Origin of the sequence: Marinobacterium sp. MBR-111 (assembly GCF_040547585.1) — a bacterium.
In the GTDB taxonomy this organism is placed as follows: Bacteria; Pseudomonadota; Gammaproteobacteria; order Pseudomonadales; family Balneatricaceae; genus Marinobacterium; species Marinobacterium iners.
The window spans coordinates 15,228-36,522 of the sequence record NZ_JBEPQA010000018.1 but is presented as its reverse complement, the minus strand read 5'-3'; the positions used below and the strand labels follow the sequence as shown (position 1 = coordinate 36,522).

General features: G+C 55.2%; 21 protein-coding genes. 13 read left to right on the top strand and 8 right to left on the bottom strand.

Annotated features, from left to right (window positions below; all coding sequences use genetic code 11):
- Positions 1-2: 2 nt before the first annotated feature.
- The 4 genes from ABIE61_RS12860 to ABIE61_RS12845 form a co-directional block, all read right to left on the bottom strand.
- The gene (locus ABIE61_RS12860; RefSeq protein WP_354410078.1) at positions 3-764 is read right to left on the bottom strand and encodes an ABC transporter ATP-binding protein; all 762 of its coding nucleotides are present in this window, start codon (positions 762-764) and stop codon (positions 3-5) included.
- Positions 761-1,723: a branched-chain amino acid ABC transporter permease gene (locus ABIE61_RS12855; RefSeq protein WP_354410075.1), complete on the bottom strand. Its 963-nt coding sequence runs from the start codon at positions 1,721-1,723 to the stop codon at positions 761-763. Before ABIE61_RS12855 ends, ABIE61_RS12860 begins: the two co-directional genes overlap by 4 nt.
- 15 nt (positions 1,724-1,738) lie before the next feature.
- On the bottom strand, positions 1,739-2,602 hold the full coding sequence (locus ABIE61_RS12850) for a branched-chain amino acid ABC transporter permease (RefSeq protein WP_354410072.1): 864 nt from the start codon (positions 2,600-2,602) through the stop codon (positions 1,739-1,741).
- Between the two features lie 70 nt (positions 2,603-2,672).
- On the bottom strand, positions 2,673-3,845 hold the full coding sequence (locus ABIE61_RS12845) for an ABC transporter substrate-binding protein (protein WP_354410070.1): 1,173 nt from the start codon (positions 3,843-3,845) through the stop codon (positions 2,673-2,675).
- 271 nt (positions 3,846-4,116) lie between these two features.
- Between ABIE61_RS12845 and ABIE61_RS12840 the strand changes: the two genes are divergently transcribed.
- From ABIE61_RS12840 to ABIE61_RS12780, 13 genes are all read left to right on the top strand, one after another.
- A complete protein-coding gene (locus ABIE61_RS12840) occupies positions 4,117-5,040 on the top strand; it encodes a catechol 2,3-dioxygenase (protein ID WP_354410067.1) in 924 nt (307 codons plus the stop codon).
- A 133-nt stretch (positions 5,041-5,173) separates the two neighbouring features.
- On the top strand, positions 5,174-6,085 hold the full coding sequence (locus ABIE61_RS12835; RefSeq protein WP_354410064.1) for an acetaldehyde dehydrogenase (acetylating): 912 nt from the start codon (positions 5,174-5,176) through the stop codon (positions 6,083-6,085).
- Between the two features lie 14 nt (positions 6,086-6,099).
- On the top strand, positions 6,100-7,143 hold the full coding sequence (gene dmpG / locus ABIE61_RS12830; RefSeq protein WP_354410062.1) for a 4-hydroxy-2-oxovalerate aldolase: 1,044 nt from the start codon (positions 6,100-6,102) through the stop codon (positions 7,141-7,143).
- 37 nt (positions 7,144-7,180) lie between these two features.
- Positions 7,181-8,029 carry an alpha/beta fold hydrolase gene (locus ABIE61_RS12825; protein ID WP_354410059.1) on the top strand — a complete coding sequence of 283 codons (849 nt, stop codon included), beginning with the start codon at positions 7,181-7,183 and terminating at the stop codon, positions 8,027-8,029.
- A 109-nt stretch (positions 8,030-8,138) separates the two neighbouring features.
- Complete coding sequence (locus ABIE61_RS12820; protein WP_354410056.1) at positions 8,139-8,459, top strand: 2Fe-2S iron-sulfur cluster binding domain-containing protein; 321 nt, start codon at positions 8,139-8,141, stop codon at positions 8,457-8,459.
- A gap of 53 nt (positions 8,460-8,512) precedes the next feature.
- Positions 8,513-8,845 carry a group II intron maturase-specific domain-containing protein gene (locus tag ABIE61_RS12815; RefSeq protein ID WP_354410054.1) on the top strand — a complete coding sequence of 111 codons (333 nt, stop codon included), beginning with the start codon at positions 8,513-8,515 and terminating at the stop codon, positions 8,843-8,845.
- Between the two features lie 280 nt (positions 8,846-9,125).
- The gene (gene benA, locus ABIE61_RS12810) at positions 9,126-10,466 is read left to right on the top strand and encodes a benzoate 1,2-dioxygenase large subunit (protein ID WP_354410051.1); all 1,341 of its coding nucleotides are present in this window, start codon (positions 9,126-9,128) and stop codon (positions 10,464-10,466) included.
- A 3-nt stretch (positions 10,467-10,469) separates the two neighbouring features.
- On the top strand, positions 10,470-10,964 hold the full coding sequence (locus tag ABIE61_RS12805) for an aromatic-ring-hydroxylating dioxygenase subunit beta (RefSeq protein ID WP_354410049.1): 495 nt from the start codon (positions 10,470-10,472) through the stop codon (positions 10,962-10,964).
- Between the two features lie 71 nt (positions 10,965-11,035).
- A complete protein-coding gene (gene benC / locus ABIE61_RS12800; RefSeq protein ID WP_354410047.1) occupies positions 11,036-12,049 on the top strand; it encodes a benzoate 1,2-dioxygenase electron transfer component BenC in 1,014 nt (337 codons plus the stop codon).
- Between the two features lie 10 nt (positions 12,050-12,059).
- Positions 12,060-12,845: a 1,6-dihydroxycyclohexa-2,4-diene-1-carboxylate dehydrogenase gene (locus ABIE61_RS12795; RefSeq protein WP_354410044.1), complete on the top strand. Its 786-nt coding sequence runs from the start codon at positions 12,060-12,062 to the stop codon at positions 12,843-12,845.
- Between the two features lie 65 nt (positions 12,846-12,910).
- Positions 12,911-13,315, top strand: coding sequence for a RidA family protein (locus ABIE61_RS12790; protein WP_354410041.1), 405 nt, complete (start codon positions 12,911-12,913; stop codon positions 13,313-13,315).
- Positions 13,315-14,511, top strand: coding sequence for a benzoate/H(+) symporter BenE family transporter (locus tag ABIE61_RS12785; protein ID WP_354410038.1), 1,197 nt, complete (start codon positions 13,315-13,317; stop codon positions 14,509-14,511). Before ABIE61_RS12790 ends, ABIE61_RS12785 begins: the two co-directional genes overlap by 1 nt.
- A gap of 60 nt (positions 14,512-14,571) precedes the next feature.
- Complete coding sequence (locus tag ABIE61_RS12780) at positions 14,572-16,452, top strand: sigma-54-dependent Fis family transcriptional regulator (protein WP_354410035.1); 1,881 nt, start codon at positions 14,572-14,574, stop codon at positions 16,450-16,452.
- Between the two features lie 56 nt (positions 16,453-16,508).
- On the opposite strand, the gene ABIE61_RS12775 is transcribed toward ABIE61_RS12780, so the two are convergent.
- Genes ABIE61_RS12775 through ABIE61_RS12760 form a run of 4 tightly spaced genes read right to left on the bottom strand, consistent with a single transcriptional unit; the run spans position 16,509 to position 21,003 of the window.
- Positions 16,509-17,963 (bottom strand): aldehyde dehydrogenase family protein, encoded by a 1,455-nt coding sequence (locus ABIE61_RS12775; protein ID WP_206840116.1) that lies wholly within the window; start codon positions 17,961-17,963, stop codon positions 16,509-16,511.
- A 16-nt stretch (positions 17,964-17,979) separates the two neighbouring features.
- A complete protein-coding gene (locus ABIE61_RS12770) occupies positions 17,980-19,524 on the bottom strand; it encodes a GMC family oxidoreductase (protein ID WP_354410033.1) in 1,545 nt (514 codons plus the stop codon).
- Between the two features lie 19 nt (positions 19,525-19,543).
- Positions 19,544-20,092 carry a twin-arginine translocation signal domain-containing protein gene (locus tag ABIE61_RS12765; protein ID WP_354410031.1) on the bottom strand — a complete coding sequence of 183 codons (549 nt, stop codon included), beginning with the start codon at positions 20,090-20,092 and terminating at the stop codon, positions 19,544-19,546.
- Between the two features lie 14 nt (positions 20,093-20,106).
- On the bottom strand, positions 20,107-21,003 hold the full coding sequence (locus ABIE61_RS12760; RefSeq protein WP_354410029.1) for a transporter: 897 nt from the start codon (positions 21,001-21,003) through the stop codon (positions 20,107-20,109).
- Positions 21,004-21,295 lie beyond the last annotated feature (292 nt).

Sequence of the window (21,295 nt, the reverse complement as noted above, 5' to 3'; positions counted from 1 at the left end):
CTTCAGAATACCTCGTCGCCCTGGCCCAGGTAGGCTTCCTTCACGCGGGGGTCATCACGCACCTCGTCAACAGTGCCGGTGGTCAGGTGCTGGCCGTCTACCATGACCGTGAGCTGGTCCGACAGTTCGAACACTGCATCCATGTCGTGCTCAACCAGCACGATGCAGTATTCCCGCTTCAGTTTTTTCAAAAGCTCGATGATCAGCAGCGACTCTTCATGCCCCATGCCCGCCATCGGTTCGTCCAGCAGCAGAACCTCGGGAGCTGTTGCCAGCACCATGGCGATCTCCAGCTGACGCTGCTCGCCGTAACTGATGTGAGATGCGATTTCGTCACGCCGCGCACCCAGTCCAACCTTTTCCAGTGCCTCGGTGGCGATCTCGTCCAGTACTTTCTGGGTGTAGCGTGAGCGCAGAAAATTGAAGTTGCCGCCCATGCGCCGCTGTACCGCCACACAACAATTCTCCAGACAAGTGGCACCCGGATAGATGTTGGTTTTCTGGAAGCTGCGACCAATCCCCCGGCGGGCAAAAGCGTGTGGCTTGATCGCCTCGATCGGCTCCCCCTTGTGCAGAATCCGCCCGCTGGTGGGTTTGTAATGGCCGCACAGCAGGTTCAGCAGGGTACTTTTACCGGCCCCGTTGGGTCCGACAACACCGTGCAGTTCCTTGTCACGAAATTGGAGGGAGATGTCATCCAGTGCTTTCAGGCCGCCCCAGTATTTGCACAGGCCCTCGGTTTCCAGCATCAGCTCTGTGGTCATGAGCGTTTCTCCAGCAGTTTCTCCAGATAACCGGCAATGCCGTTCTTGAATACCATCACCATTGCGATGATCAGAATGCCCATAAACAGCATCCAGTGTTCGGTCAGATGCTCCAGGGAGTAGTGCAGGCCCTCGTACACCAAGGTGCCGAGGATGGCGCCATAGATGGAGCCCATGCCGCCCAGAATTGACATCACCAGTGCCGAGCCGGAGGTAGTCCAGGCCAGCATGGACGGGTTGACGAAACCATACTGCAGGGTGAACAGGTAGCCGGCGTAAGCCCCCAGTGCTGATGCGATCACATAGCTCATCAGGCGGAACATGAAGATGTTGTAGCCAAGGGCCGTGGTGCGACCCGGATTCTGGTGGATGGCATCCACCACGCGACCGAAGCGAGAGCGTATCAGCAGTTTGAAAAACACCAATGTGTTGAACAGTGACAGTAGGCAGAGGTAGTAGAAGTGGATCGGGTTATCCAGATCAAACAGGCTCAGGCCGAAGATACTGGTTTCGGGCTTCATGTAGATGAACAGCCCGTCATTGCCACCAAACTTGATGGAGTCCGAGAAGAAATAGAAGGCCATCTGGGCAAAGGCCAGCGTGATCATGATCATATAGACGCCGTTGGTACGCAGTACCAGAAAGCCGATCACCAGTGCGATGGCGGCCGCACTCATGCATACGTAGAAGGTATACACCCAGAAGTTCACCTCGGTGTACTCCGGCGCAAGCATCCAGAACAGATAGCCTCCCAGACCATAGAACATGGCGTGGCCAAGGGTAATCAGACCGCAGCGGCCCACCAGATAGTCCAGTGACATCACGAACAGGGCGAAAATCATGATGCTGGTCAGCTTGCTGACGTAGAAGGTGTTCTGTTCCAGAAACAGCGGCAACAGCAGGGCCAGGGGAAAGAACACCCAGATGAAGATGCGTTCGGTACGTTTATTGAACAACATGACACAGACTCCGGATCAGGAAGAGAACAAGCCTTGCGGCTTGATCAGCAGGATGAACGCCATCAGGATGTAGATCATCATGCTTGAGATTTGGGGTACCAGAACGGACGAGAAGGTATCCACAAGCCCCACCAGAAGGGCCGCAACAAAGGCGCCCTTGATCGATCCCATGCCGCCGATCACGACCACCACGAAGCAGGTGATCAAGACGTGTTCGCCCATGCCGGGCATGATGGAGGACATGGGGGCAGACGCGACCCCGGCGACAGCCGCCAGCATCACGCCGATGGCAAACACGATGGTGTAGAGGCGACGGATGTCGATGCCCAGACATTCCACCATTTCACGGTTGGACTCGCCGGCACGGATCAGCATGCCCAGCCGGGTCTTGTTGATCATGTAATACATCACGAAGGCGATGGCGATGCAGAGCAGGGCAACAAAAATGCGATAGACCGGGTACTCCAGTACATCATTCAGCGGTACGGCACCGGAGAGTGCCTGAGGCACCGGCACGCCCAGCGGGTCGTTGCCCCAAAGCAGGCTTTGCAGTGCGTTGAAGACAAAGATCATGCCGATGGTGAGCAACACCTGGTCCAGGTGGTTGCGCCGGTAGAGATGGCGTATCAGCCCCCGTTCGATGGTAATACCGATCAGCAGGGCGATCGCGGCGGAGATCAGTGCGCTGATGCCGAAGCTGCCGGTATGCTCGAAGAAATACCAGGCCAGATAGGCGCCGACCATAAACATGGAGCCGTGCGCCAGGTTGAGAATGCCCATCACGCCGAACACCAGCGTCAGGCCGGAAGCGATCAGAAACAGCAGCAGCCCATACTGCAGGCCGTTGATCAGCTGCACAAAAAACAAAGAGGTGGTCATAGCAGAACCCGGGATGATCAGTCAGGTTAATACGACCGGGCAGGGTGAAACCCCGCCCGGTATTGCAGGCTTAGAGCTTGCAGCCGCGAGCCGGATCTTCCAGCATCGGGGATGCGATCTCGATCACCTTGTTCTCGCCGTTTTCAACTGTGCGCAGGTAAATGTTCTGGACCGGGTTGTGGGCCTTGGAGAAGGTGAAGTCGCCACGCGGGCTGTTGATCGTGGTGTTGGCCATGGTATTGATCAGTGCATCGCGATCGGAAATGTCGCCCTTGAGCTGGTTCAGCGCATTGGCAATCAGCAGACCGGTGTCATAGCCCTGCACCGCGTAAATGTCAGACGGCTTGCCGAACTGCTCCTTGTAGGAGGCGCGGAAGCGGTTGTTAAGGTCATTATCCAGCGTGTCGGCGTAATGCAGTGTGGTCATCACGCCCTCGGCAGCAGCGCCCTGGGCTTCAATGGTGCCCTCGGTCAGGAAGCCAGAGCCCAGCAGGGGAATTTTGCCTTTCAGGCCCAGTGCATCGTAATCCTTGACGAATTTGACCGCGCCACCACCGGCAAAGAATACGAACACGGCGTCAGGCTTGAGCGATGCGATTTCCGACAGGTAGGACTGGAATTCGGTTTGCGGGAAGGGGACCAGCATCTGTTTGACGATCGTGCCGCCACCGGCAGTAAAGGATTCTTCAAACGCATCCAGACTCTCGCGACCCATTCCGTAGTTCCAGCTCATGGTCACGACATTCTTGTAGCCCTTGTCGAGTGCCACCTTGCCCATGGGGTAGGACGGCTGCCAGGAGGAGAAGGAAGTGCGGAATACGTTGGGTGCACACAGAGGTCCGGTCACAGGACCCGCGCCGGCGTTGGGTACAATCATCACGGTATCCTTGCCGCGCAGTACCTTGAGCATGCCCATGGCCACACCTGAGTGGACAGGGCCGATGATGAAGTCGGCTTTAAAATTATTCAGTAAGGAGGAGGCAATTTCAGGTGCACGCTCTGGACGGGCTTCTGTATCAATCTCGATATATTCTATATTACGCCCGTGTAAGTCGGGGGCCCTTTCTTGAAGCGCCATTTTTAATCCATTTCGTGTTGATATTCCCGGTGCTGCATAGATGCCGCTAAAAGGCATCATAACCCCAATCTTGACTGGCTCGTTTGTAGCAATTGCAAATGTGCTTAAACTCAGAGCAGCCAAGCCGGTAGAAACAGCTATAGACAGAGTCTTGATCTTAAACATATAAACCTCTCGGCGTTACGTTATTTTTATGGTCTGATGATTAGAAAGAACCCAGGCCTGTATTAATAGCCGCTAGATGCAGATATGTGTCCAAAAATTGCAACCCGCATTTCGGAGTTGGATTTGCGCCCCGCTGAAGTGAAGTTGCGGGGTGCAGTGTGCGGATAAAGCTTGCACCCAAGGGATTTAACTCGCCGCTATGGTCTGTAATAGTCGATCTCGGTTGTAATCGGGCCGGCAGCGGCCAGAGTTGTCATAAAAAGAGGTGGGTATGAAAAAAGGTGTAATGCGTCCCGGGCACGTACAGATTCGTGTGCTGGATATGGATGAAGCCGTCAAGCACTACGTGGACCTGCTGGGTCTGATTGAAATGGACCGTGACGATCAGGGCCGCGTCTATCTCAAGGGCTGGACCGAAGTGGACAAGTTCTCGGTGGTGCTGCGTGAAGCGGACGAAGCCGGCATGGATTTCATGGGCTTCAAATGTCTTAGCGAAGAAGTCGTTGATAGCCTGCGTGCCGAGCTGGTCGAATTTGGCTGCGAAGTTGAGGATATTGCCGCGGGTGAGCTGAAAGACTGCGGTCGCCGCGTGCGCTTTGTCGCGCCCACAGGCCATGCGTTTGAACTTTTTGCCACCAAGCAGCAAACCGGCAAATGGGGTGTGGGTAACCACAACCCGGAAGCTTGGCCGCGTGGTCTCAGGGGCATGCAGGCCACCCGTTTCGATCACTGCCTGCTGTACGGTCCCAACCTGGATCGCACGCTTGACCTGTTCCGTGATGTGCTGGGCTTCGATCTGGCCGAGCAGGTGATGACGCCGGATGGCAAGCGTGTCGCCCAGTTCCTCACAGCCAGCATGAAGGAACATGATATCGCCTTTATCGATCACCCGGAGCCGGGCAAGTTCCACCATGTCTCCTTCTACCTGGAGACCTGGAACGATGTACTCAAGGCAGCGGATCTGATCTCCATGACCGATACTTCCATTGATATCGGTCCGACCCGCCACGGCCTGACCCACGGCCAGACCATCTATTTCTTTGACCCGTCAGGCAATCGTAACGAAGTCTTCTGCGGTGGCGACTACCACTACCCTGATCACGAACCGGTAACCTGGGATATGAGTGAGCTGGGTAAGGCGATCTTCTACCATGACCGTAAATTGAATGAAAATTTTATGACAGTACTAACCTAAAAATCATAAAGTATTTTATGAAATTATTCTCTTATGTTTTTTCGGAAAATATTTCATTAAATTTTTATTTGTTGTTCTTGTTATAAACGCTGATTTTTGCCATATAAAATATATCCTAATAATTTTTATAATTATGTCTATTAAAATTAAAGCGGTCATTATTGGCCCGGGTAACATCGGCACCGACCTGCTGATGAAAATGAAGCGTTCCGAGTGGATCGAGCCGGTCTGGATGGTGGGCATCGACCCCGAGTCCGAAGGCCTCAAGCGCGCTGCCGAAATGGGCATCAAGACCTGCGCCACCGGCGTGGACGGCATCCTGCCCCACGTGATCGAAGACGATATCCGTGTCGCCTTTGACGCCACTTCCGCCTATGTCCACGCCGAGAACAGCCGCAAGCTGAACGAACTGGGCGTGATCATGGTCGACCTGACCCCGGCGGCCATCGGCCCCTACTGCGTACCGCCGGTCAATCTGGCTGACCACGCCAGGAATCTGGAGATGAACGTCAACATGGTCACCTGCGGTGGCCAGGCCACCATCCCGATGGTCGCTGCCGTCAGCCGCGTACAGCCGGTTGAATACGGCGAGATCATCGCCACCGTCTCCTCCCGTTCCGTAGGCCCGGGCACCCGTCAGAACATCGACGAATTCACCCGCACCACGGCCGGTGCCGTTGAAAAGGTCGGCGGTGCCAAAGAGGGCAAGGCGATCATCATCATCAACCCGGCCGAGCCACCGCTGATGATGCGTGACACCATCCACTGCCTCACCGAGAGCGAGCCGGATCAGGCCGCCATCACCGAGTCCGTCCACGCCATGGTGAAAGAGGTACAGAAATACGTACCGGGTTACACCCTGGTCAACGGCCCCGTTTTTGATGGCAACAAGGTCTCCTGCTTCATGCAGGTGGAAGGGCTGGGCGACTTCCTGCCCAAGTACGCCGGCAACCTGGACATCATGACGGCTGCTGGTCTGCGCACCGCCGAGATGTTTGCTGAAGAAGCGGCCAACGGCACCATCACACTGCCGGCACGCGGCTAAGGGGAGAACAGAACATGAACCTGAACGGCAAAAAAGTAACCCTGCACGACATGAGCCTGCGTGACGGTATGCACGCCAAGCGTCACCAGATCAGCCTGGACGAAATGGTCCGCATCGCCACCGGCATGGATGAAGCCGGTATGCCGCTGATCGAAGTCACCCACGGCGATGGTCTGGGCGGCGCCTCCGTCAACTACGGCTTCCCGGCCCACAGCGATGAGGAATACCTCAAGGCTGTAGTGCCCAAAATGAAAAACGCCAAAATCTCCGCGCTGCTGCTGCCGGGGATCGGTACCGTTGACCACCTGAAAATGGCCAAGGACTGCGGCGTCTCCACCATTCGCGTGGCCACCCACTGCACCGAAGCGGACGTGTCCGAGCAGCATATCGGCATGGCCGCCAAGATGGAAATGGACACCGTCGGCTTCCTGATGATGGCCCACATGGTCAGCCCGGAGAAGATCCTGGAACAGGCCAAACTGATGGTCAGCTACGGCGCCAACTGCATCTACGCTACCGACTCGGCCGGCTACATGCTGCCGGATGACGTCACCGCCCGCATCGGTCTGCTGCGTGCCGAACTGCCGAAAGAGATTGAGATCGGCTTCCACGGTCACCACAACATGGGTATGGCGATCGCCAACTCCCTGGCCGCTATCGAAGCCGGTGCCTCGCGCATCGACGGCTCCGTAGCGGGTCTGGGTGCCGGTGCCGGCAACACCCCGCTGGAAGTGTTCTGCGCCGTACTGGACCGCATGGGTGTGGAAACAGGCGTTGATCTGTACAAGATCATGGATGTGGCCGAAGACCTGATCGTACCGATCATGGACCAGCCGATCCGCGTGGACCGCAACGCCCTGACGCTGGGCTATGCTGGTGTGTACTCGTCGTTCCTGCTGTTCGCGGGGCGAGCGGAGAAGAAGTACGCCATCTCGGCGCGCGACATTCTGGTCGAGCTGGGCCGTCGCGGCACTGTAGGCGGACAGGAAGACATGATTGAAGACCTGGCACTGACCATGTCCAAGGTCTCAGAAACAAAGCACGTTAACCATGCGTGATCTGCCCATCATCTAAAAATAACGAAGAGAGCTCACAATGGAACTGAATACTGATAACCCTGAAATTGCCCAGATGATCACTGCAGCGGGTTTTGAAACGAATCTGCATGATTACGGTGATGGTTTTCCGCTTATGATGATCCATGGCTCCGGTCCCGGTGTGACTGCTTGGGCAAACTGGAGATTAGTTATGCCAGAACTCGCAAAATCACGGCGTATAGTTGCGCCAGATATGCTGGGTTTTGGCTATTCTGCGCGTCCTGAGGGTATCACCTACAATCGCGAGCTTTGGGTAAAACATGCAGTAGGTGTACTTGATGCGTTAGGCCTTGATCAGGTCGATCTATTAGGAAACTCATTTGGTGGTGGTATTGCACTGGCTTTGGCTTTGGCGTACCCGGAGCGGGTCAGGCGTTTAATTTTGATGGGTAGCGCGGGAACCCCCTTTGCTTTGACCGAAGGGCTCGACGCTGTGTGGGGATATACCCCCTCGATCGACAATATGCGCAGGTTGCTTGATATATTTGCCTATGACCGCACGCTTGTAACCGATGATCTCGCTGAACTGCGTTATCAGGCCAGTATTCGCCCTGGCTTCCAGGAAGCGTTTTCCCAGATGTTTCCCCCACCTCGGCAGAACGGTATCAACGAACTAAGCAGCCCTGAGGATAAAGTGCGCCTGTTACCTCATGAAACATTGATTCTGCATGGTCGTGAAGACCAGGTTATACCTTTGAGTGCATCGTTAACTTTGCATGAATGGATTAAAAATTCACAGCTACATGTGTTCGGCTGTTGCGGTCATTGGACGCAAATTGAACATTCTGAACGTTTTGTAAGATTAGTGAATGACTTTCTTGATGAAACAGGAAATGAATCAAGTTGATTGACTTTTAAAATGAATTCACCCGCTTTCGGGATTACATGTTTCCATCAGGGGTGGTGGAAACACTGGCCCCGAGACGGGATTATCAGGCATCACGTGAGGTCTGAACATGAATAACAACTATAACGCATCAACTCCGGAGACACCCCAGCGCCATAACATTGAGTTGGCGGATGAGCAGACCTATTTCAACGCCTGCTCGGAATTGAGTGTGCTGGTCGCCATGGAGCGGGCCGGGCAGGTATTGATACCGGTTGGCTGTCGTGGCGGTGGCTGTGGCAAATGCCGCATCCGGATTATAAAGGGTGAGTATTTCAGCAAGCGGATGAGCAGGGCCTGGGTATCTCCTGAACAGGAGGCCGAAGGCACTGTGCTGGCCTGCCGGGTGTATGCCCGCAGTGATCTGACTATCGAACCTGATCCGCCTTAAATTTCCTGGGTGTCGTAATCCATACAGATTACACACGCATTCAGGACAAGAAGGTGCTGAAACTCAAAGAGAAGCTGAAAGCGCTGACTAAGCGAAACCGTGGCATAGGGCTTGTAGATACCATCCACGAATTGAATCCCGTGCTGCGGGGCTTCGCCAACTACTTCCGTCGCCGACTGTGCGCGCATATTGAAACAGGTGATGGGCTGGCTGGGGCGACGTTTACGCTGCCTACAGCTCAAACAGTGGTAGAGGCCGAGCCGGCTGCATCGCCGACTGGAACAGTTGGGCTATCGTCCGCCGTTCAAGTCGATCAAGGTGAACAGCTGGCACAATGCGGCGTCTCCACTGGCTCACCAGTTGATCCCCAACGCTTATCTGCATGAAGAACTAGGGTTAATGGACTTGACCCAAGTGAGAACCAGCATCTCTGTCCCTATCCTTTGGGTCAATTAATGATATGAGCTGTATACGATGTCCGTACGCACGATTCTGTGAGAGGGATGAGGTGGCCCCTGTGTGTCAATCTACTCGATGTTTTTAAACCACTACAAGCGCAGATCGAAATGCACCCGCTGCAAGTATGGGATAAAGAATGGCACTGGCTGGATAGTGAGCGTAGGCACCGCCCTCTAATCTGAGGCAAACAATAAGGAGGGCATCGCCATGCAAGACAATCTGATAGCAAAAGTGGGCGGCATGATGGAGGTCGATAAAGAAAAAGGCCTTTATCGCGGTCGTCGCGACATGTTCACCGATCCCGAGCTGTTCGAGCTCGAGATGAAGCACATCTTTGAAGGCAACTGGGTCTATCTGGCGCACGAAAGCCAGGTCGCCAACCCTAATGACTACTTCACCGGTTACATCGGTCGTCAGCCCATCGTCATCACCCGCAACAAGGATGGCGAGCTGAACTGCTTCATCAACGCCTGCAGCCACCGTGGCGCTGTGCTCTGCCGCAAGAAGAAGGACAACAAGGCCGTCTTCACCTGTCCGTTCCACGGCTGGAGCTTCAACAACTCCGGCAAGCTGGTCAAGGTCAAGGACCCCAACGACGCAGGTTACCCGGATTCCTTCAACTGCGAAGGCTCCCACGACCTGAAAAAGGTCCGAATGGAAAACTATCGCGGTTTCCTGTTCGGCTCGTTGAACGATGAAGTTAAACCGTTGGTAGAGCATTTAGGTGACGCAGCTAAAATTATCGACATGATAGTGGACCAATCTCCAGATGGCATTGAGGTCCTTAGGGGATCATCTACCTATATTTATGATGGAAATTGGAAGATGCAGGCCGAGAATGGTGCGGATGGATACCATGTTTCCGCGACTCACTGGAATTATGTTTCTACATTGGGTCGAAGAAAGACCGGATTGTCTGCTGATGATGTCAAGGCTATGGATGTTGGTACTTGGAATAAGCAGCAAGGTGGTTCTTATGCATTTGAAAATGGACATATATTACTATGGATGCAATTTCCAAACCCTGAAGACCGTCCACTATTCGAAAAAAGAAACGAGTTGGTGGAAAAACACGGTATTTATAAGGCTGATTGGATGATTTCTAACCTTAGAAATCTTTGTTTATATCCAAATGTTTTTCTAATGGATCAAATGAGTACACAAATAAGACACTTTAGGCCTGTATCAGTTAATAAAACTGAAGTGACGATATACTGCTTTGCTCCAAAAGGTGAGACTAATGAAGCTCGTGCTCATCGCATCAGACAATATGAAGATTTCTTTAATGCTTCAGGCATGGCTACCCCTGATGACCTTGAAGAGTTTCGTGCATGTCAAGAAGGGTTTAATGCAAAAAAACTCCCTTGGAATGATCTTTCAAGGGGGGCTGAGCACTGGGTATATGGTGCAGACGAAAATGCTAAGTCTCTAAATTTAAGTCCTATTTTAAGCGGCGCAAAGTCCGAAGACGAAGGTCTCTACATCGTTCAGCATCACTACTGGCAGAAAGTGCTGGCCGAAGCGGCACGCAAGGAAAAGGGGGAGTAAGCCATGACTATCAGCTACGACGAAATTCGTGATTTCCTGCACTCTGAGCAGCGTGCGCTGGATGACAAGGACTATGACAACTGGCTGGAGCACTACGACAAGGGCGCCGAGTTTTGGGTGCCGAGCTGGGATGTGGATGGTGAGCTGACCGAGGACCCGCAGTCCGAGATCTCCCTGATCTACTACGCCCGTCGTGATGGTCTGGAAGACCGTGTATTCCGCATTCGTACCGACCGCTCCAGCGCCAGCTCGCTGCCGGAGCCGCGCACCCAGCACATGCTGAGCAACCTGGAAGTGTTTGCTGCATCGGACAATGACGCTGAAGTGCGCTATAGCTGGATGACCAACAGCGTGCGCTACAACACCGTGGATACCTACTTCGGTACCGCGTTTGTCACCCTGATCCGTGGCGAAGACGGCAAGCTGAAGATCAAGCGCAAGAAGGTCGTGCTCAAGAACGACTATATCCACCACGTTGTGGATATCTATCACCTCTGATCCCGGCCCAACATAACAAGTGTCCCTCGGGGTGTCATCGACACCCCTGAAGGGGACCGAGGTAGCACACAATGTATAAAGTAGCGCTCAACTTTGAAGACGGTGTCACCCGCTTCATTACGACCCTGCCGATGGAAACGGTGGCCGATGCCGCCTATCGTTCCGGGCTCAATATTCCGCTCGATTGCCGTGACGGTGCCTGTGGTACCTGCAAATGTCACTGCGAGTCGGGCAGCTATGAGATGGATGGCTATATCGAGGATGCGCTGTCCGATCAGGAAGCAGAGCAGCAGTACGTGCTGACCTGTCGCATGATTCCGGAGTCGGATTGTGTGGTTACCGTGCCGGCCTCGTCTGAAGTTTGTGTGCGCAGTCAGCAGGCGGATGTGCATGCTAAACTCACCGATATCAACCGTCTGTCTGATTCCACCCTGTCATTCACGGTGGCCGGTGATCAGGTGCGTGCCATGCATTTCCTGCCGGGGCAGTACGTCAACGTACAGGTGCCGGGTACCGATCAGTCCCGTGCCTACTCTTTCAGCTCCATGGTTAACCAGACTGACGAGTCGGTCTCTTTCCTGATCCGTGTTGTGCCAGAAGGCCTGATGAGTACCTATATGGCCGAGAAGGCCAGTGTTGGTGACAGCATCACCCTGCGTGGTCCTTTCGGCAGCTTCTACCTGCGCGATATCAAGCGTCCGGTGTTGATGTTGGCTGGCGGTACCGGTCTGGCACCCTTCCTGGCAATGCTGGAGAAGATTCAGCAGGTCGGTAGCTCGTACCCGATCCATCTGATCTACGGCGTCACCCACGACACCGATCTGGTGGAAATGGACAAGCTGGAAGCCTTTGCAGCGGCCATCGACAATTTCACCTTCAGTGCTTGCGTCGCCTCTGAAGAGAGCAGCTGGCCGCAGAAAGGTTATGTCACCAACCACATGGAGCCCGGTCATCTGCATGACGGCGATGTGGATATCTACCTCTGCGGTCCGCCGCCGATGGTAGAAGCGGTGAACAGCCATATGCAGGAAAAGGGCATTCAGCCGGCCAGCTTCCATTATGAAAAGTTTGCAGCCAGCAAGTAAGGACGATTCCATGAGAGCTGAACGTTTCGAAAACAAGGTGGTTGTTGTCACCGGCGCGGCCCAGGGCATTGGTCGTGCCGTTGCCCTGCAGATGGCCGCCGAAAAGGCCAGCCTGCTGCTTGTAGACCGCTCCGAGATTGTTAAAGAAGTGGCCGAAGAAGCGCTGGCCGCCGGTGCCGTTGAGGCCCAGATCATCAATGCGGATCTGGAGCAGTATGCAGGGGCCTGCAAGGCGGTGGATGCGGCTGTGAGCCATTTCGGTCGCATCGATATTCTGGTCAACAACGTGGGTGGTACCATCTGGGCCAAACCCTATGAAGCCTACGAAGAAGAACAGATCGAAGCCGAGATTCGCCGTTCTCTGTTTCCGACCCTCTGGTGCTGTCACGCCGTGCTGGCACAGATGCAGAAACAGCAGGGCGGCGTGATTGTCAACGTGTCCTCCTGCGCAACCCGAAGCCTTAACCGTGTGCCCTACGCTGCGGCCAAGGGGGGCGTGAACGCCATGACCGTATGCATGGCATTTGAAAATGCCAAACACGGCATCCGGGTCAACGCGGTGGCGCCGGGCGGAACCGATGTGGGTGAACGACGCATTCCGCGTAACAGCGAAACCATGAATCAGCAGGAGAAGGACTGGTATCAGACGATTGTTGACCAGACCATCGACTCGACGTTCATGAAACGCTACAGCGTGCCGGAAGAGCAGGCCAATGCCATACTCTTTCTGGCCTCGGACGAGGCCTCCTATATCACCGGTACCATATTGCCGGTGGGTGGTGGCGATCAGGGCTGACCTTGTTATCCAAACCAAGCAGGGCTCCGGCCCTGCTTTTCTGTTTTATGCTGAGGAGCAACATGATGGCAACAAAAACAATAATCGTGCCTGAAGGAATGGAATTCATCCGCGACGAGATCGGCTACGCCCCGGCGGTGCTGGTTAACGACACGCTCTACATTGCCGGTCAGATCGGCCGCAACGATCAGCGTGAACAGGTGGCTGACAAGGAAGCCCAGTTTGTGCAGGTGTACGAGAACCTGAAGCGAGTACTGGAAGCGGCAGGCGCCCGTTTCGAGGATATTGTCGAGGTCACCAGCTACCACACCGACATGCGTGACTTGCCGTTGTATATGGAAGTGCGCAACCGCTACATGCAGGGCTGCTACCCGGCCTGGACCGCCATTGGTGCCGCCTTATTGTGCGGCGCGCCGGGCTATTTCCTGGAGTTGAAAGCGATTGCTATTATTGGACGGGGGGATGAGTGATGCTGAAAGATCTTTCACTATCAACCGTCATCGCTGGATTTATGGCTGTATTAGTAGGTTTTTCTGGTCCTTTAGCAATATTTTTTCAAGCAGCGCAAAACTCTGGGGCTTCAGATGAAGTTCTGACATCTTGGATTTGGGCTGTATGTTTGGGTGCTGGTGTTGCAGGTATTTCGTTGAGTTTCTGGTTCCGTATACCTGTGGTCACGGCTTGGTCGGCCCCGGGGACTGTATTGCTTGTGGCCCTATTTCCGGCGTTGTCCATCAACGAAGCAGTAGCTGCCTATATCACCGCAGCGGTCGTCATCTTCCTGATCGGAATTACGGGCCTGTTCGATAAGGTAGTGCAGATGATCCCGAAAGGGATCGCCGCCGCCATGATGGCGGGTATCCTGTTCGACTTTGGCCTGGGGGTCTTCCAGGCAATGGATTCCGTGCCGTTGGTGACCAGTGTGATGATTCTTGGTTTTGTGCTGTTCAAGTTTGTCAGCCGCGCCTATTTTCTGGTGCTGATGGTGGTGCTGGGTGTGGTGCTGTCCATCACCGCGCTGGATGCCAACCTGAGTCAGCTGGAGTGGCGACTGGCCAGTCCGACATTGATCATGCCCGAGTGGAGCTGGAGCTCGACACTGGGATTGGCGCTGCCGCTGGTGATCGTCAGCCTGACGGGGCAGTTTCTGCCGGGCTTCACCATTCTCAAGGCCTCGGGCTACCGCTTCGCTTCAAGACCCATCGTGTCGATGCTGTCACTGGTGTCGATACCGACCGCGTTCTTTGGTGGCATCACCACGGTGATTGCCGCCATCACCGCCTCGATCTGTACTAGCCCCGATGCGCATGAAAATCCGGACAAACGCTATTGGGCCGGTGTCGCCAACGGCGTGTTCTACCTCATCGGCGGCATTCTGGCCGGCAGCATCGTGCTGTTTTTTACCAGCTTCCCCAGCGAAATGATCGCGATCATTGCCGGCCTTGCACTGCTGGGCGCCATCAGCAACAGTTTGACTGCCGCACTGGAAGACAAGGCGCATCTGGACGCCTCACTGATCACCTTCATGGTGACTGCGTCGGGGGTTAGTATATTCGGAATCGGATCTGCCTTTTGGGGTGTGGTGCTGGGATCGATGGTATATGCCCTGATGGGGGTATTGCGAGCACGCCGTTCACCGGAAAGGGAGGCCGCCAGCAGCAGCTGAAGGGGAGCAGGTGCAGACCTGCCCCGGAACTGTTTGTATAACAATAATAAGGATGACCTCATGACGCCGAACATGTCTCTGGTTCGGAGAGAGTTCGCCAATGGAGACGGTACGCTTGCCAGTCTTATGGATCGGCCGGTGTATGATTCCTGGCGACGATGCTTCTCCAATCACCTGCCAATGGATGGTGAGGTGGATTATGGTTTTCTGTCGGATGAGCAGCTGAAAGATACCCTGCTGTTTCAGAAGCCATTGCTCGACTGCTCGGATGCTCATCTGGACGCGCTCTACCGTTCGATCAGCGGGGCAGGGTGGTCCGTCCTATTCACCGATGTTGACTGCCACGCGCTGAAGGTTTTTCAGTCCAGGAACCTGGCTGAACAGCGCATCATGCAAGCTTTCCGGCAGGGCGCCGTCCTGTCGGAAGAGCGTATCGGCACCTCGGCCATGTCCTGCGCCATCGATTCCCGGCACCTTGTCAGTGTGTTTGGCGAGGAGCATTACAAGGCGTTTCATCGTAATTTCAACTGTGTGGCTGTTCCGGTGTTTGATCCGACCGGAAGAGTGTGCGGCAGCATTGATATCACCAACGAAGCACCGCAACGTGATCCCAGTGCGTTCTATCTGCTGGAATCTTGCGCACAAAACATACAAGCCGAGTTGATCCGCTCGATACCCGATACAATCGTGATCGATCTGCAACTGGGGGCTGGGCGGTTGATCAACGACCACATCATTCTGGCGTTTTCTTACGAGCATAGTCTGATTGGCGCCAACCAGGCGGCGCAGCGCTTCTTCAACCTGGATCTGCAGCATCGGCCGGTCAGCTTTGCATGCCTTTTCGAGGATGACTTTGCCCTGCTGTTCGATCAAGGAGTCTTGAAAAGTGAACCTTTCAACCTGAGGCTTGCGACCGGCATCCAGCTCTCGGGGAGGGTGCTGAGTGCGCCTGGTCGGGAGCAGAAACGCGTTCATGCCGTTGCAGAGCCGGGCAGTAGAAGGCACGCCTATGCGGTATCTGCTGAACGCCCTGCACCCTATTATGGCGATACAGGCATTCAAACGGCGGTAGAAAAAAGCCTGAGAGCCGTGGGCCGTCTGCCCATTCTTCTGCTGGGTGAGTCCGGTGTCGGCAAGGAAGTGATTGCCCGTCATATTCATGGCGCCAGTCCAGGAGGGCAAGGCAATTTCGTGTCCCTCAATTGCGCATCCATTCCGGAAAGCCTGATTGAAAGCGAGCTCTTTGGTTACGAACGAGGTGCCTTTACCGGTGCCAGCCGAGAGGGGCGTAGTGGCAAGGTGCAGGAGGCCAATGGTGGCACCCTGTTTCTCGACGAGATTGGGGATATGCCCACAGCGTTGCAAACACGCCTGCTGCGCGTGCTGGAAACACGGGAAGTGATGCGACTGGGAGCTTCCAGGGTGGAGAAGGTTGATTTCCAGCTGATCTGTGCCACCAACCGAAACTTGCCGGATGCTATTCAAAGCGGTCTGTTTCGGGAAGACCTGTTTTACCGCATCAACGGCTACGAGATCAAAATTCCCCCGTTACGCAAGCGGGAGGATATTAGTGGTGTGGCCACGGCCATTCTGGAACAGGTTTCCGGCGGACAGCGCCAGTTCAGCGAAGAGTTACTGGACGCGCTCGGAATCTATACCTGGCCCGGTAACGTGCGCGAGTTGCGCAACGCCATTGTCTTTGCGGATACCCTGGCAGCACCCGGCGAACCCTTGCAGTTGACCGACTTTCCGGAAGAGATCGGGCGCATCATTCGACAGGCCCGGTCGCTGGAGCGAAAAGACAAGGGAGTACTCGAGGCTCGCTCGGATGAAGTGATCCTTGAGGCGCTGGAAAAATGCGGCGGCAACAAGACTCGGGCAGCGGATTATCTGGGGATTGGCCGCGCCACCTTGTATCGGCGCATGATGAAAATGCACTGAGTGATCGGTTGCAGTATCGGTGATACCCCGCCGTGTGCGGGGTATCACCGGGCGGATCAGAACGGATAGAGCATGGGTTCGTTGACGGAGCTGATCCATTTGGTTTCGGTAAATTCGCCGAAGTTCTCCGGGCCACCGAAGCGACCGGAATTTCCGGAAGCTTTCATGCCGCCGAAGGGGACCTGGTACTCGTTGTTAACCGTCTGGTCGTTTACATGCACCATGCCGGCATGAATCTGTGCCGCCAGGCGCTTGGCCCGTCCGATATCCTGGCTGTGTACCGATGCGGCCAGGCCGTATTCAGTATTATTGGCCAGCGCAATGGCTTCCGCCTCGGTAGCAAAGGTGATCACCGGCGCAACAGGGCCGAAGATCTCTTCCTTGTAGATCGGCATGTCAGTCGTGACACCGGTCATCACGGTGGGTTGAATGAATGCGCCCTCCCTGTGCCCGCCACACACAACCTTGGCTCCCATGGCCACTGATGATTCGATCAGCTGCATCACACGCTCGGCCTGACGTTCGGTGATGATCGGTCCCAGGTGCACGTTGTCGCGGTAGGGATCACCAACGCTGAGGTTGCGCGCCCGTTCACTCAGCGCGGCTACATAGTCATCGGCAACGTCGGCATGCACGATATGACGGCCACTCTGCATACAGATCTGCCCCTGGTGCAGGAAGGAGCCCCAGGCCGCGCAGGAGGATGCACCCTGGATGTCGGCATCCTCCATGATCACCAGGGCGTTGTTGCCACCCAGCTCCAGTGAGGCTTTTTTCAGGTTATAGCCACAGTGCTGGCCAATCTGACGACCCACGGCGGTCGAGCCGGTAAAGGCGATCATATTCACCTGCGGATGTTCGACCAGCTGCTGACCTGTCTCGGCACCGCCCAGTGCCAGGGAACAGACCCCTTTGGGCAACCCGGCCTTTTCCAGCAGCTCGCAGATGATGACACCACCGACGATGGCGCTGTTTACATCCGGTTTGAGGACCACCGCATTGCCCATGGCCAACGCGGGCAACACGGCACGTAATGAAAGCAATAACGGGAAGTTCCAGGGGGAGATCACGCCGACCACGCCGACGGGAACCCGAATACAGATGTTTTCCCGGCCAGGCATGTTGGAGGGGTAGACTTCGCCATAAGGGCTCATCGGCATGGCTGCACACATGTGGGCCTGATCAATACAGGCCTGCAGCTCCCATCCCGCCTTGCCCTGGGTGGAGCCGGCTTCGCGGGCATTCCAGGCGTTGATTGCTTCGGCGTTCTGCTCCAGCTGCTGGGCAAAGTGACGCAACACCTGGGCGCGGGTTTCGAAGCTTGTTGCTGCCCAATCAGACTGGGCCTTCGTTGTCGTTAAGATCAGTTGATTCAGCTCAGTTACCGTCGCACAGCGGAATGTGCCTAAGCGGGATTGGGTCGCGGGCTCAGTTATCGGTAACAGTTCGCCACTGAAACCGCTGTCGAACTCGAAATGACAGTTGTCATCGTTGATGGTGGACAGGTTCATGTCGGGTTCCCGCTCCTTAGCTGAAGTTGGCTTTGGCGATCTGGTCGGCGATATAGCTGGCCAGCGCATAGACGGTTTCGGACGGGTTGTAGCCGATGGAGGTCGGCAACAGGCTGGCGTCTGCAATATACAGCTGCTTCACATCGTGGGTCTCGCCGTAGGGGTTGACCACGGTTTTGGTCGGGTCGGCACCCATGCGGCAGGAGCCCTGGGGGTGGAAGGAAACGTAGCGGTAACGCGCCGGCTCGTTTTTGAGCTGATCGATAACGCTGTCGATCTCCTCGACACTCTTGATCAGGGTACGATCGGATGTAGGCAGGTAAAGATACTCGGCACCGGCTGCAAACAGGATGCGGGCGTTATACTTGAGGCCCTCCTTCATGATCTCGAAGTCCTTATCATCGACTTCATAGATGATCTCCTTGACGCCATCCTTGAAGCGGATTTCACCCACATTCTGGTCATGGATCAGGGTGACCAGTCGGATCGAGTTGCGGTACTTCTCCATATAGGCGACGTAAGGCGCACCGGTACCCGGCTCGGCCTGGAAACTTGCTTCCACCGGGTCCTGCACGGCGTTCAACAACAGGTAGCCACCCTCTTCGGGCAGCACATGAGTATCCACATACAGAGAGTGTGTCGCGCCGTGGAAGTCATCCACATGACGGTCGAACATCGCCGTGATGGACAATGACGGGTGGCAGGCGAAGTTTTTGCCTACTTGGCCGCTGGAGTTGGCGATGCCCGATTGCATCAGAATGATCGGTGTCTGCACCGGGCCGGCTGCCAACACCACGATGGGGGCGTTGACCTTGACGTTGGATTTGACCGTCTTGGTCTTGGGGTCGATGACCTGGGCTTCGACACCGGTGGCGCGTCCATTTTGTGTATTGATACGGGTTACACGGGTATCGGCATAGATTTCCGCACCATGGTTGCAGGCCCAGGGCAGGTAGGTCACCAGCATCGACTGCTTGCGATCGGTCTTGCAACCGGCGAAACAGAAGCCGGTGAGGGCGCAGTCACGAATATTGCGGTGGGCAACACCCTCCCGAATGCCCAGCTGCTTGAGGCCATTGGAGATCAGGTGGGCACCGATACTGGTTTCCTGCGGGCCGTTTTTGTCGATGCTGAGGTTTTTCTCAACCTTGTCGAAATAGCTCGACATCAGCTCCGGAGTCAGGTTATCGAGACCGAACTCCCGTGCCCAGAGGTCGAGATAATATTCCGGTGTGCGGAAACAGAGCGCCGCGTTAACTACGGTCGAGCCGCCGACACAGGCACCCTGAAGGACACTGATATCGCCATGGGTATTCGACTGGCCGCCTTCGTCCTGATAGAGGGTGCCCATGGCCACGGCCATCATCTCCGAAAATTTGGAAGAGGGCACATAGGGACCGGCTTCCAGCACAACGACCTTTTTGCCCTGGCGAGCCAGCTCATAGGCGTTGATGGCACCACCGGCACCCGAGCCGACGATAACCACGTCGGCGTCGATGGACAGTTCCGGTTTATCTATGTCCTGGGCGGTTTTAATGTTCAATGTGTTCTGTGCTGACATGAGTGCTTACCTGTCCTGGTTATGCCTTGGGTTCGGGGGTGTTGCCCAGTGAGGGCAGGTTCCACTTGTCTGAGACCGGGCCATCGTAGCCGAGCGGCTGCCAGGTATCGGGAATGGCCCAGTAGGACAGGGTGGTCAGCTTCTTGAGCCCCATCGCCAGGGCGCGTTGCGGTGCACTGTCGGAGTCGGCCCACTGATCGCAGAAACGCGCGGCCTTGTCGTCGTCCAGCTGCACAAAGGTCTTGCCGAAGGCTTTGACGGCACCATCGTTAAAGTAACCAATGCCACCTCTGAGGCCCTGACGGATATGCGGTGCCATGCCGGCGAGCAAGGCATTTTCCAGTGTTGGCAGTACTGGCAGCGTAGCCGGGTCGACCAGAGAGCTGCCCTCGGTTGGAAGCGAAATGCGCAGCAGCTTGGCGAATACATCCCGCTCCAGGTCGTTCAGTTTCGCTTCTTCGGTCAATATGCCGGCCATGCTGGAAACGGCGGGCAGTAGGCTGACCGCCGCTGCCACCATGGAAGCGGTCTGCAGAAACTTGCGACGGTTGATCATCATCGTGTTCATACGCTCTCTTCTTTTTAGAATACTTTTACAAAGCGGAAGTTGAATCGATCGTTCTCGGCAAAGCCGTTTTCGACATCGATACTGCGGCCATACTGGAACTGCAGCTGCATGTCAGGAGTAATGAAATGCTGAAGACTTGCCTGCCAGCGGTTGTTGTCCAGCTCATCATCCTGATCCACGCCATTTAGCCGCGTTTCACCGCCGAAATCGTGATAGTAGGTCAGCACGGCTTTGGTGTTGGGGCTCAGGGCTTTGCTCAAATGCGCCTGAATACCGTACTGGTCATCCTGTTCTTTCTTGAGACCACCAAAGTCATCATTGTCGCCGAAGAAAGTGTATTCAGCGATTAAATCCAGCGAAAGGGTGTTCGTGAGCGGTGTCACATAGGCCGCCTGAGTGATCAGTTTCCAGCGATTCTCACCGATATTTACGGCACCCTTTTCAGCGTCGTACTGGCCCAGTGGCAGGGACGCCAGAGCAGTAATACCGAATGCACGCTTTGTCTTGGTGTCGTTATGCAGCCAGAGAGTGCCGCCAGCGATTGGATCTCCCACACCGGAGCTGCTGACAGTGCCACCGGTGGTCTCCAGGGTGACTTTGCCGAAAGGGATGACGATCTGTGGGTCAAGAATGTAACCGCCCACATCAATGAAGTGAATCCAGCGCACCAGTCCGATGTCGGTTTTCAGCTTTTCAATACCGGCCAGGTCACTGATTTCTTGGCCGGATGAGTAGAGCTCATCATGGGTCGTGTGCTGCAGGTACAGAATACCCAAGTCGATACCTGCAGGTAAGGGCGCATAGTCGCCAGCATCGGTCGCGACCTGTGCAGCGTGAGATGCTGGTGCAAGCAGAAAAAGAGTGGAAATAAGCGAACTTGCAGTGAGTGATGTAACAAAATGATTTTTCATGGCGGAAACCTTCTTATAGTTTTTGACTTCAGTAGTCTGTATAGCGAAGGGTGTGCCATTTTTAATAACATCTTTAAAATCAGATGGTTAGTGTATTAATTTGGCTGTTTTATAGATGGTTGTGTGTCTTTGCGGGACACTGTCTCGCGCCAGGTGTCTCGATACAAGACGATTTGGAGCCCCCTGTGTGAGCACGCCGGCAAACTCGACTTGAACTACCGCGAGTGCCCTGGCCTAGGAGTGGCGCGGTCGACACTAGAAAGGCCTGGAGTTTCGCCTCAAGCAGGCACTG